Here is a 12,582-nt window from a genome sequence, read left to right on the forward strand (position 1 = left end):
GAACGCTGAACCAAACATTGAATAAAAAAGTATTGCAAAGAAAAGGACAATTCGCGCATGGGTGCATATCTTCTCGACTGGGTCGCTTTATTTTTCCGCTGGTTTCACGTCATCGCTGGCGTGGCGTGGATTGGCGCCTCCTTTTACTTTGTTTGGCTAGACATGAGTTTACGTAAGCCGCCACAGTGGAAGGCGGACAAGGGTATATCCGGTGACTTATGGGCGGTACATGGCGGCGGCTTTTATGAAATAGCCAAATATAAGCTTGAACCAGAAGAGATGCCAAAAACCCTGCATTGGTTTAAATGGGAAGCTTATACCACTTGGCTTACTGGCATGGCGATGCTGGCTATCGTTTATTATTTCAATGCGACTGCCTATCTGATTGATCCCAGTAAAGTCGCTTTTGGCAGCAGTATCGGCGCGATTTCGACCAGCTTATTGTTTTTATTTGGTAGCTACTTTCTGTATGAAGTGATTGTTCGTAGCCGTCTTGGTAAAAACTCGCTGATTTTTAGCAGTATTATCTTTATATTACTAGTGATCGCTTGCTGGGGCTCTTATCAGCTATTTAGTGATCGCGCTTCATTTATTCATATTGGTGCCATTTTAGGGACGGTAATGGCGGGTAACGTCTTCTTTGGTATTATGCCTGCTCAGCGCGCGTTGGTAGATTGTGTGCGCCGCGGTGTGAAGCCCGGCAAAGAAGTGGCGGATTTGGCGCTACAAGCAAAAAACCGCTCGCTGATGAATAACTATTTTACCCTGCCGCTTATCTTTACCATGATTAGCAACCACTATCCGATGATGTATTCACATGCGCACGGTTGGTTGGTGTTAGTATTTGTCGGTATCATCACAGCAACGGTACGTCATTATTTTAATCAAAAACACTTGGGGCATCACAAGCCAAAATTCCTCTGGATTCCGGCATTAGCAACAGTGTTATTGATTATTTGGATGCGTCCTGCCCCTGTTGAGCCATTACCCGCTGCTAGTGCCTCTGTTTCTACAGCAAACGCTACACCAGACACTACATCGGACACTACGCCACCAGTTACTGCTGGTTCAGCCGATAACTCGGAAATGAGTGCTGCTACCGAAACTGGCGCTGCCAATGAAGCGGCTACCGAAGTCGTACCTGTGACTGCCTCAGCAGATGATGCCATTATGGATATCGTCCACACCCGTTGTACCACTTGCCACGCGGCGCAGCCAACCCAGCAAGGATTTGCCGCACCGCCAGCGGGCATCATTTTGCAGACGCCAGCAGATATGAAAATCCATCAAGACAAAATTGTCACAGCGGTACAAACTGGCTATATGCCACTGGGCAATCTCACTCAATTGACCGATGCAGAACGCCAACAACTCGTCGCTTACGCTTCAGGGCTATAGTTATTTAATGAGACAGTTATTTAGTCAGATAATTAGTTAATGAGCCGACAGTAGAAATACTCACCTTTAATTTGCTTTATTGTATTTAGGATAGTTTAAAAATGAGTCAAAAAATAACCAGTGATTTTAATCACGATACTTACCTACGTGACTTAAAAGGCTATGCAGGCAATCCGCCAAATGCCAATTGGCCGGGCGGAGCAAAAATTGCCGTACAATTTGTACTAAACATTGAAGAAGGCGCAGAAAATAGCGTCATTCATGGCGATGGCCAATCAGAGCGTTTTTTATCGGATGTACTAGGTACGCCCGAATTTAACAACCGCCACCAATCTATCGAATCCGCCTTTGAGTATGGTAGCCGCGTGGGCGTTTGGCGCGTGTTAGATACCTTTAAAGAGTATGGTTTACCCATCACCACCTTTACCTGCGCCGCCGCCGCTGAAAAAACGCCGCATATTATCGGGCGTGTGCTAGAAGATGGTCATGAAATCGCCAGTCACGGGCTACGCTGGATTACTTATCAATACATGTATCGCGAAACGGAACGCGAACACGTGCGCCGCGCTACCGAAATCTTCGAGCGTATGCTTGGTCGTCAGCCGCTTGGTTGGTATACCGGCCGCGATAGTCCCAACACACGTGAGCTGGTCGCCGAACAAGGCGGTTATATTTACGATTCAGATTCTTATGCCGACGAGCTGCCCTACTGGCTCAATGTCAAAGTAGAAGATGGTGATAAAATCACTCGCAAGCCGCATTTGGTCATTCCTTATAGTTTAGAGACCAATGATATGCGCTTTGCTTCAAGCCCTGGTTTTACCAATGCTGAGCCTTTTTATCAATACTTAAAGGACAGCTTTGATACCTTGTATGAAGAAGGGGATAAAAATGGTAAAAACGAACCCAAAATGCTGACCATCGGTTTGCACTGCCGCATCATTGGCCGTGCGGGCCGTATCACTGCTCTCAAACAATTCTTGCAATACATTACTAGCAAACCCGATGTCTGGATATGCCGCCGCGATGACATTGCCAAACACTGGTATGAAAACCATCCAGCTACTGACGATAACATCGCCAACTGGATGTAATCATCTGGCGCTAGCTAAACTAAATACATAAAACTGCTCATTAAACAAAAGGTGACATCATGACTACCGCAATTATCGCGAGGCCTTTAACCAAGGCCGAATTTGCACCTTATGGTACGGTGATTGAACCCTATGACAAAGAAGAGCAGACCTCTGAAAACTGCTTCTTTATTAATAAAGGTTATGCGTGTCGACATCATGCGATTACGCAGGCTACGCTTGACGGCGGCGATGTTGGCTTCAGTATCTTTCGTGCCAAAAAGCGCGAACTGCCTATCGCCTTATCGGTGATGGAGTATCATCCCTTTGGGTCGCAAGCGTTTTTTTCGATGAATGGTCAAGATTATATTGTCGTCGTCGCACAAGCTGGTGAACCACCACGTTCGGCCGCTGATTTATCAGTGTTTTATGCCAAATCGCATCAAGGCGTGCAATACGATGCCAATGTCTGGCATCATCCGCTGCTGGCACTTGGTCGCGACTCAGATTTTTTGGTCATTGACCGTATCAATGGTGAGGGTAATAACTGCTACGAGCTGGCCATTGATGATTGGCAAGTGAATATTGAAGTAGCAAATGAACAAGCCGAACCAAATACACAAATCGCAGACTAAGCTGAACTATTTAAGCTATTTTTAATGCCTTGCTTAAATGAAAATAAGACTTAAACAGCCGTACTCACCCTTTATCTCTTGAAGATAGACACTAATTTAACACAGCAAAACCCCCTAAGGATTATTAATAATGCCAATTAAAAGTGCCTATTACGCCCCAACTGGCGGCTTACCGCCGCAAACGCAACTGTTATCTGACCGCGCTATTTTTACCGAAGCGTATGCGATTATCCCCAAACGGGTGCTCACCGATATTGTGATTAGCTACCTGCCGTTTTGGGAAGGTATGCGCATGTGGGTGATTGCGCGTCCTTTAAGCGGTTTTGCAGAAACTTTTTCACAGTACATCGTTGAAGTCGCCCCAAACGGCGGCTCCGACAAGCCTGAGCTCGACACTAGTGCCGAAGCCGTGCTGTTTGTCGTTGAAGGTGAGATGGATATTACTATCGAAGGCGTAGCCCATCATCTTGAAGCCGGTGGTTATGCTTTCTTACCACCTGCCTGTCAATGGACGCTAAAAAATAATAGTAATGAGCCTGTTAAATTTCACTGGATTCGCAAAGCCTATCAGTTTGTAGAAGGACTTGATGCGCCAGAAGCCTTTGTCACCAGCGATCATGATGTTGAAGCAATTGAGATGCCAGAAACCAATGGTGTTTGGAAAACCACGAGATTTACCGAACAGTCTGATATGCGTCACGATATGCACGTCAATATCGTTACTTTTCAACCAGGCGGCGTGATTCCGTTTGATGAAACCCATGTCATGGAACATGGTTTATATGTGCTAGAAGGTAAAGCCGTCTATCACTTAAACGGTGAATGGGTCGAAGTTGAAGCAGGTGATTTTATGTGGCTACGCGCATTTTGCCCGCAATCTTGTTACGCCGGGGGCCCTGGTCCATTTAGGTATTTACTCTATAAAGACGTAAATAGACACATGCCGTTTATACGTCCACAGCGTTAATTTATCTAAAATTATAAATGACCTAAAAGCCAGCATATCACCATGCGCTGGCTATTATTTTTATTTTCAATTTAACCTTCAACATCAAGCGTTAAACAAATAACGCTAAACGTCCAAACACGTTACTTGTTTTTCTTGTACTACTGTACTAGAATACTGAAACGAAACAATATTTTGCTTATTATCCTTTCTCTTACTAAGATTATATATTATGAGCGCCAATCCTTATCACAGTCTATTAACTCATTTGGCCAGCTGTCACGATAGTAGCGCTATCGACGAGCTATTTACTGCTCTATTGACCGATAAAGAACAACAAGAAATCGCCAATCGCATCCGTATTTTTGATTTGTTAGAGCGCGGTATCACCCAGCGTGAGATATCTGAGCAGCTCGGCGTCGGTATCGCCACTGTCTCGCGCGGTGCGAAAGCCATGCAAAGTCACGATGTGAGCGCCCTACTTAAAACTCATAGAGAAAATACGCATAAAAAAGACGCTTAATTGGGCAAAAACATAATTTCATTCTGCCTTATTTTTTTGATAAATCATTGAACTATTTTGGACATCGTTATGACCGCTTCTACTTCCAAGCCTGACCAACCTGCTGCTATCGAAATTCCTAGCAAACCACAGCGTATCAAACTCACGCAGGATATAGATTTTTTTGCGTTATTTAAGCGTATTGAGCACGCTTTTGAAACTTGTTATTTGCTTGAATCATTGGGCGAGGATGGACATATGGCGCGCCACCATGCCATTGGTTTTGACCCAGTGATGACTATTGCCGCTATCGACCGTACCACCTTAGCAATTACTGATAATAAAACCGCCGAAACCACACATTATCAAACTGACAATCCTTATCAGCTATTACGCAGCATCACCCCGCAGCACGTTATTGCGCGCGACCAAAGCGGCGGACTGGTTGGCTACTTGGGTTATGACAGTGTCAATTTCTTTGAGCCAAGTCTCAACGCCAAAGCCAGTGATGATTTTGAACCCTTTAAATTTGGCGTGTATTTAGATGGTTTAACGCTTGATAAGATGACCGGTGAGATTTTCTATTTCTACTATCCAACCGCGCAGCAAGAAAATCGCATCGAGCAAATCAAAGCCTTACTTGACGCGCCCATCCCCAATTATGAACCACCCTCGGTAGAGTTTTTGGGTGATGGCATGAGTCAAGAGGAGCACGCCAAAGCGGTGCTGCAAGTCAAAGAAGACATCATCTCTGGGCGCATCTTTCAGTGCGAAGTTGGCTTTAAATCTAAATATTGTATTAGCGGCGATAAGATGCCGATTTACGAAAAGCTACGCGCGGTTAATCCGTCACCGCATATGTATTTTATGAAATTTTCTCAGCAATGCATCATTGGCGCCTCGCCTGAGTTGCTGTTTCGCCTGCGTCAAGGTGAGATGGAAACCTACCCATTAGCGGGCACTGCCAAGCGCGGCGTCGATATCGCAGAAGACCGTAAGCTTGCCCGCGCGCTACTGAATGATGCCAAAGAGATTGCCGAGCACAATATGCTCGTTGACTTGCATCGTAACGATATCGGCCGTGTGGCACAATTTGGTACGGTAAAGGTGCGTAATCTCATGGATATCAAACGCTTCTCACACGTGCAGCATATTTCTTCTGAAATCGTCGGGATCTTGCATCCCGATGAAGACATGTTTAGCGCCCTTGCCAGCAACTTCCCCGCCGGTACTTTATCAGGGGCGCCAAAAGTGGAAGCCATTAAAGTGATTAATGAGCTTGAGCCTGATGGCCGCGGTGCTTATGGCGGCGCGCTAGGCTCCTTTAATTTTAATGGTGATTGTATTTTTGCCATTCCTATTCGCAGTCTATTTATCAATGGTGAGTCGGCTTATGCGCAAACTTGCGGCGGCAATGTTTACGACTCCAATCCTGCTGATGAATACTTAGAAATCCAGCGTAAGCTGTCAGCGATGAAAGTGGTGTTAGACAGCTTTATGACAGCGTGAATCCATTGTACTTTTGCTAAAGAGCTTATGCCTTATGAATGTTTTAATTATCGACAACTACGACTCTTTTACCTTTAACCTTTATCAATATATTGGCGAGATTTTACAAACCATGGATGGTGATAAAGACGGCGCTAAACAAGCGGCAAATGTCATCGTCAAACGTAATAACGAAATTACCTTGGCTGATGTGCAGGCGATGAATCTTGACCGCATTATCATCTCACCCGGCCCTGGTGCGCCTGACGACTCGGCCTATTTTGGTATTTGCGCCGAAGTGATTGAGGTTATGGGCAAGACGACGCCGCTATTGGGCGTTTGCTTGGGCATGCAGGGCATTGCGCATGTCTTTGGCGGCGAAGTGGTACGAGCCAGCGTACCAATGCATGGCAAAGTCTCAGCCATTCGCCATGATAATGCAGGTGTCTATCAAGGCTTGCCACAAGAGATAGAAATCATGCGCTATCATTCCTTGATGGTAAAGGCAGATACGTTACCAGATTGCTTAACTGTTACCGCCGTCGTGAGTAATGACGCCCATCATGACTTAAGACTGACAGATGCAGCGGTCGCAGGTGATGAGATTATGGGACTTGCGCACACTGACTACCCGATACAAGGTGTGCAATTTCACCCAGAGTCGTTTGCGACTGAGGGGGCGAAGCGTTTATTAACGAATTTTTTATTGCAGGTGTAATGCAGGGTTTTAAAAGGCTAATGTTAAAAAGCATAAAGGTGTAGTCAAAATGTCCTAAAAACGCTACGGTATTGCTTTTCACTTACTATACAATAAAAAAGACTGGCTATTTAGAAGCCAGTCTTTTTTCAAAATGAACTACTGCTCGATACGCTGCAAAAACGCTTGCGTGCGTGGATGCGTTGAATCCTCAAATAGCTGCTTGGCGCTGCCCTCTTCAACGATATGCCCATCCTCGATTAACACCACATGGTCAGCAACATCACGCGCAAAGTTAATCTCATGGGTCACCACCACCATCGTCCAACCTTCAGAGGCTAACTGCTTCATCGTTCCAAGCACATCTTGTACCAACTCAGGATCAAGCGCCGAAGTTGGCTCATCAAATAGCAACAATGAAGGCTCAATCGCCAGTGCACGGGCAATACCAATACGCTGCTGCTGACCACCAGACAACTGAAACGGGTACAAATCTGCTTTATCAGACAAGCCGACTTTATCAAGTAGTGCCAACGCTTGCTCGCGCGCTTGCGCTTTACTTTGTCCTTGTACCACCGTTGGACCAAGCATCAAATTCTCAATGGCCGACTTATGCGGAAATAAATTATAAGACTGAAATACCATGCCTGACTTGCGTTGCAAAGCGAGTAAGGTTTTCTTTTTTGGCTTGGTGGCAAAGTCGACGGTCAAGCTGCCATCATCAAATGCAATTACCCCTTGATCAGGAATCTCTAACGCATTCAGACAGCGCAAAAACGTGGTTTTACCCGACCCTGATGGACCCAAGATGACCACTACCTTGCCTTTTTCAATGGACAAGTCGATGCCTTTGAGCACTTGATTGCTACCAAAGGCTTTGTGGATATTAGTGACTTGAATCATAGAGGTTTCCGCTTACAAATGAAAAAACGCTGATGGTAAAAAACGACAAGATGGCTATATTTTTTAGCAAAAATTTATTTCGCCACATAACGATCAAGCCTGGTTTCAAGTTTGCCCTGAATAAAGGTTAAAAACAGACAAATTGCCCAATAAATAAACGCCGCTTCAGTATAAACCAGCATAAACTCATAATTACGGGCGGTAATGATTTGCGCCTGTTTAAACAGCTCCGTGACCAGCACCAATGACGCCAAAGACGTGTCTTTTACCAAACTGATAAAGGTATTGGACAATGGCGGTACCGACACCCGCAGCGCTTGCGGCAAAATCACATGGCGAAAGGTTTGTAGATAGGTTAAACCAACTGTGGAGCCCGCTTCCCATTGACCTTTTGGAATAGACAGAATCGACGCACGCACCGTTTCCGACGCATAAGCGCCAATGTTCAACGAAAAGGCGATAATCGCTGACGGAAACGGGTCGAGCTTCACGCCAACACTTGGCAAGCCATAAAAGATAATAAATAGCTGCACCAACATCGGCGTACCGCGAATGGCAGACACATAGATACGAGCAAGCCGATAAAGTATCTCATGGAACCATCCTGCACGCGGCACGATGCGAATCAAAGCTACCGTCAGCGCAATCACCATTCCAATCGCAAATGATATCAATGCCAGCGGTATCGAATAATAAATACCGCCTTTGAACATTGGCCAAAATGAGTTGATAACGATTTGGGCGCGTGCAGCATCCATAAAGGGCAATAGTGCCAATGAATCGCTTAATACTGAGGTTATAGACGCTAGCATTATTTTTGTTGACTTATATCAGCACCGAAGAATTCTTCGCTAAGTTTGGTTAGCGTGCCGTCAGCTTTTAGCTCAGCCATGGCGCCATTGAGTTTTTCGACAACTGCGTCATCACCTTTCAGCAGCACCAAGCCCGAACCCGTCTGCTCACTGGCAGGCGCAACCAATTTAATCTCAAGATTGGCGTCTGGGAATTTTTTTAGATAGTCCAATACGGCAAGGTTGTCATTCATCGTAAAGTCAGCGCGGCCTTGTTTGACCAACTGAATCGCTTGCGCCATACCATCGACGGGAACGATTTCAGCTTCATAACGCTCTGCCAGCTCACCATAATTACTGCTAAGCGACTGTGCAGAACGCAGTCCTTTTAGCGCTTCCCACGAGCTATAACGATTGTCATCAGTCGGTGCCAATACCACAGCGCCTGACCAGCTATACTCAGTCGCTTTATCGTACTTTGCTAAGCGCTCAGGCGTGGTCAAACCTACCTGATTGGCAACCATATCAAAACGTTTTGAATCCAAACCTGCTAGCATGGCATCCCACTGGGTTTCTTTAAATTCAACATCCACCCCTAGTTTATCAGCAACCGCCCGCGTTACTTCGACATCATAACCGGTCAGCTTACCGCTCTCATCATGATAGGTGAACGGCGGATACGTACCTTCAGTACCGACATTAATAGTGCCGCCATTATTGATACGTTGGAGCAAATCAGAACCACCAGTCGCCGCACTATCGGCTGCATTGGTATCGGCATCAGTAGTAGGTGACTGATTACAAGCGGCAAGTAATACCGTACTGGCGACAAAGGCTAAAAGCGTACGACGTTTCATAAGACGTCCTTATAAAGTAGGTGAATAAGGCAAAAAGTAGCAAACCAATAAATAGGGTGAAAGCATTACAAGCAGTCTTGACTAAAAATTGTGCCTATTAACTATCATGCTTGGCTTTGGCTTCCCGATTTGAGGATACTGTGGCTATTTTTCAATACTATTTTTCTATTATGTTGCATTAAATAGGCTAAGTGACGGTTAATATTCATAATATTTTTGACGGCAAGCCAACTTATGCAACCATGACTTGCTTATATACTAGCGCAGTTGGGTAAGAATAAACGTACAAAAACAGTGAGTATGCGTAAGATTGTTAAGCTTTACTCATTTATAAAGCTTTATATAGCGGCTTTTTAGATGAAACTCCTTGATGAAGCTACTTATTCATAATAAGGGTAAGACGAGCTTACTTTGGTTATATTCATATTAAGCGTCTATTATATTGAGTGCTCGCATAGTAAATAAGCCGTTTTCAATAAAAAAGACATCAACCTGATGACTGATGCCTTTTATACTATTTTTATCAAAATAACTGCTATTTTTTAAACTTATTGGCAAATGTTTTTCCGCTGTTAGCGTCGACATTAATACTAACAATCTTGTTACCTTTTAATAGGTCAGCTTTATAATACGCTGTATGATTGGCATAATCGCGATCATTCTCAAATTCGATTTCTAGTACCTTACCACCCGTTTGTTTTTCAGCGATATTGATGGCCTTCATAATATCGGTTTTCGCTTTTTTTTGAACTTGGTAAGCGTTAATATCATCGCCATCAAGACGATCCGTTTCCTTTTTTACAATTTTACCTGTATTGGCATCTACTTTGATTTCATAATTGACGCTATCGGTACTGAATTCTAATTCATAGACGCCACCTTTACCGACGGCATCGCTATCATCCTCATCAAAATCGGCACTGATTAAAATACCTGAAGCTGATTTACTGGCGATAGTAATGGCTTGCTTTAAACTAATTTTTGCGGCTTGCGCAGCGCGTACTTCGTCTACATTACTAGCAGCGCTGGCAGCTGTAGTTATGACGCCCGTCGTCAAGGCTAATGTCAGACAAGCACCCAATGTTGTTAGCTTAAAACCTTTGAGAATTTTATTCATGATATCGTCTCCTGATTCATATTTTATTTATTGCTATCGATTGTGTTTACCGTATTTTTTATTCAACTCTACCGCTTTTCTTATCATAACGCTGATGAGATAGACCTGTGCAGCAAAAAAGTATCCTAATGTATCATCATTGTTTGCAGTCAAAAAAACCGCGCCTATCCTCTTAGATAAGCGCGGTTTATGAAAAACTGCTTTCGTATTAATACAAGTTTAGTTCAAGATACCATAAGCACATAAGGCATCAGCAACGCGTTTGAAACCAACGATATTTGCCCCTGTCATATAGTCGATATAACCGTTATCGGTCTGGTTATATTTTTCTGAAGCGTCAGCGGCGCAGTCGTGGATATTTTTCATGATGGCTTTTAAGCGCTCATCGACTTGCTCAAAGGTTTTGTATTGGCGTACTGAGTTTTGTGACATCTCAAGACCAGAGACCGCCACACCGCCAGCGTTAGCCGCTTTACCTGGTGCATAGTGCACACGGTGCAAACGCACATAATCAATCGCATCAGCGGTCAATGGCATGTTCGCGCCTTCGGCAATATATTTAATGCCGTTTTCAACCATTAATTTGGCATCGTCTTCATCAACTTCGTTTTGGGTCGCCGATGGAATCGCGATATCACCTTTGATATGCCACGGTTTTTGCTTAGCCAACCATTCACCGCCGTACACGTCAACATAATCACAAAGCGGCTTGCTTTCGGCTTTTTGCGCTTTTAGCCAATCAATTTTTTCTTGATCCATGCCGTTTTTATCATACAGCGTACCTTGTGAGTCAGATACCGTCAGTACCGTTGCGCCCAGCATATACGCTTTTTCAGCAGCGTGAAGTGACACGTTACCAGCGCCTGATATCAGCACCTTTTTGCCTTTGATGTTATCGTTTTGCGCCGCTAGCATGTTTTCTAAGAAATAAACCGCGCCATAGCCCGTTGCTTCGGTACGCATCAAACTACCACCAAAACCGACGCCTTTACCGGTCAAGACGCCGCCGTGCTCACGCGTCAGGTTTTTGTACATTGCAAACATATAGCTGACTTCGCGGCCACCGACGCCGATGTCGCCTGCTGGTACATCAATGTCTTTACTGACGTATGGGTGCAGCTCACGCATAAAGGCGTAGCAAAAACGGCGGATTTCGCTGTCAGACTTGCCTTTAGGATCAAAATCAGCGCCACCTTTACCGCCGCCCATCGGCAAACCCGTTAAGGCGTTTTTAAAAATTTGCTCAAACCCTAAAAATTTAAGTACCGATTGGTTAACGGTAGGATGGAAGCGAACGCCTCCTTTATAAGGACCTAATGCGTTATTGAACTGCACGCGCCAGCCGCGGTTCACCTGTATTTCCCCTTTATCGTTTTCCCAATTGATACGAAAAGCGATAACACGGTCAGGCTCAACGAGGCGCTCAAATATTTTGAACGTATCGTATTCGGGATGGGCGTCGTATAGCGGAGCAATAGTGATTGCAACTTCTTTTACCGCCTGAATAAATTCAGGTTGATGGGCGTAACGTGCTTCGACTTTTTCGATTGCCTGACTGATACTCATATAGGTTCCTTAGGGTAAAAATTGAAATCATGCTGATTCACACGGACGTTTTATCGCTTAAGCGCAAACGATGGGATTTAAAACGCGAGTGCGGGACTGAAATCGCTTCTAGGCCTTGTGAGACATAGAAACTGGTGGGATTAGAAGCCAACTGAATGTGTCCCTAAATCGTAAATCCAGAAGCACAAACAATTTTTATCTCATAACTATATAGCATTTTTTTGCTGTATAAGTCTAGTAAATATCACCATCATCAAAAGTTATAAGAGACTTTTTTTAATTATAATCTATCAATAACCTTGCTGTGAAAACTCGTTAGTCAAAAAAATGACCCCTATTATTTGCGCAATTTTAGGTCATTTTGTGCAAAACTGTTTTTTTAAACAGCGATTTTTTACACTTACTTGCCACCCACAATTCGCAGTAAAAACGCCTGAATGAAAAGTAAAAATACTAATATTTTATCCAAAACCAACTTTTATTTATCAGTTGTAATAATATTACGATGAACGGTTGGGAAATAGGAATAAAAGGTTAAATATACATTTTATTTATATATAAATGGGGTCTTCCTATATCAATGCTAATAGTAAGGGTTTATAATCTCGC

The 12,582-nt window shown here is 44.2% G+C and carries 12 protein-coding genes; 7 read left to right on the forward strand and 5 right to left on the reverse strand.

Features of this window, described 5'->3' with window-relative positions; genetic code table 11:
• Positions 1–57 precede the first annotated feature (57 nt).
• From IQ457_RS09235 to IQ457_RS09265, 7 genes are all read left to right on the forward strand, one after another.
• Positions 58–1,398 carry a urate hydroxylase PuuD gene (locus IQ457_RS09235; protein WP_191690445.1) on the forward strand — a complete coding sequence of 447 codons (1,341 nt, stop codon included), beginning with the start codon at positions 58–60 and terminating at the stop codon, positions 1,396–1,398.
• 101 nt (positions 1,399–1,499) lie between these two features.
• The gene (puuE, locus tag IQ457_RS09240; RefSeq protein WP_200662928.1) at positions 1,500–2,492 is read left to right on the forward strand and encodes an allantoinase PuuE; all 993 of its coding nucleotides are present in this window, start codon (positions 1,500–1,502) and stop codon (positions 2,490–2,492) included.
• A gap of 59 nt (positions 2,493–2,551) precedes the next feature.
• The gene (locus IQ457_RS09245; protein ID WP_200662929.1) at positions 2,552–3,106 is read left to right on the forward strand and encodes an ureidoglycolate lyase; all 555 of its coding nucleotides are present in this window, start codon (positions 2,552–2,554) and stop codon (positions 3,104–3,106) included.
• Between the two features lie 130 nt (positions 3,107–3,236).
• On the forward strand, positions 3,237–4,073 hold the full coding sequence (locus IQ457_RS09250) for a bifunctional allantoicase/(S)-ureidoglycine aminohydrolase (RefSeq protein WP_200662930.1): 837 nt from the start codon (positions 3,237–3,239) through the stop codon (positions 4,071–4,073).
• Positions 4,074–4,284: 211 nt separating this feature from the next.
• A complete protein-coding gene (locus IQ457_RS09255) occupies positions 4,285–4,575 on the forward strand; it encodes a Trp family transcriptional regulator (RefSeq protein WP_068407232.1) in 291 nt (96 codons plus the stop codon).
• Positions 4,576–4,644: 69 nt separating this feature from the next.
• Complete coding sequence (locus IQ457_RS09260; RefSeq protein ID WP_200662931.1) at positions 4,645–6,063, forward strand: anthranilate synthase component I family protein; 1,419 nt, start codon at positions 4,645–4,647, stop codon at positions 6,061–6,063.
• A 34-nt stretch (positions 6,064–6,097) separates the two neighbouring features.
• Positions 6,098–6,760, forward strand: a complete 663-nt coding sequence (locus IQ457_RS09265; protein WP_144296992.1) for an anthranilate synthase component II — start codon at positions 6,098–6,100, stop codon at positions 6,758–6,760.
• A 138-nt stretch (positions 6,761–6,898) separates the two neighbouring features.
• On the opposite strand, the gene IQ457_RS09270 is transcribed toward IQ457_RS09265, so the two are convergent.
• The 5 genes from IQ457_RS09270 to gdhA form a co-directional block, all read right to left on the reverse strand.
• On the reverse strand, positions 6,899–7,642 hold the full coding sequence (locus IQ457_RS09270; RefSeq protein ID WP_102077631.1) for an amino acid ABC transporter ATP-binding protein: 744 nt from the start codon (positions 7,640–7,642) through the stop codon (positions 6,899–6,901).
• A gap of 74 nt (positions 7,643–7,716) precedes the next feature.
• Positions 7,717–8,454 carry an amino acid ABC transporter permease gene (locus IQ457_RS09275; protein ID WP_274600271.1) on the reverse strand — a complete coding sequence of 246 codons (738 nt, stop codon included), beginning with the start codon at positions 8,452–8,454 and terminating at the stop codon, positions 7,717–7,719.
• Positions 8,454–9,290 (reverse strand): amino acid ABC transporter substrate-binding protein, encoded by an 837-nt coding sequence (locus IQ457_RS09280; protein WP_068407244.1) that lies wholly within the window; start codon positions 9,288–9,290, stop codon positions 8,454–8,456. Before IQ457_RS09280 ends, IQ457_RS09275 begins: the two co-directional genes overlap by 1 nt.
• Positions 9,291–9,825: 535 nt before the next feature.
• Positions 9,826–10,407 (reverse strand): PepSY domain-containing protein, encoded by a 582-nt coding sequence (locus IQ457_RS09285; protein WP_200662932.1) that lies wholly within the window; start codon positions 10,405–10,407, stop codon positions 9,826–9,828.
• Between the two features lie 219 nt (positions 10,408–10,626).
• Positions 10,627–11,973, reverse strand: a complete 1,347-nt coding sequence (gdhA, locus tag IQ457_RS09290) for an NADP-specific glutamate dehydrogenase (protein ID WP_200662933.1) — start codon at positions 11,971–11,973, stop codon at positions 10,627–10,629.
• Between the last annotated feature and the right edge of the window lie 609 nt (positions 11,974–12,582).

The sequence above is a fragment of the Psychrobacter sp. M9-54-1 genome (assembly GCF_016613355.1).
Classification (GTDB): Bacteria; Pseudomonadota; Gammaproteobacteria; order Pseudomonadales; family Moraxellaceae; genus Psychrobacter; species Psychrobacter faecalis.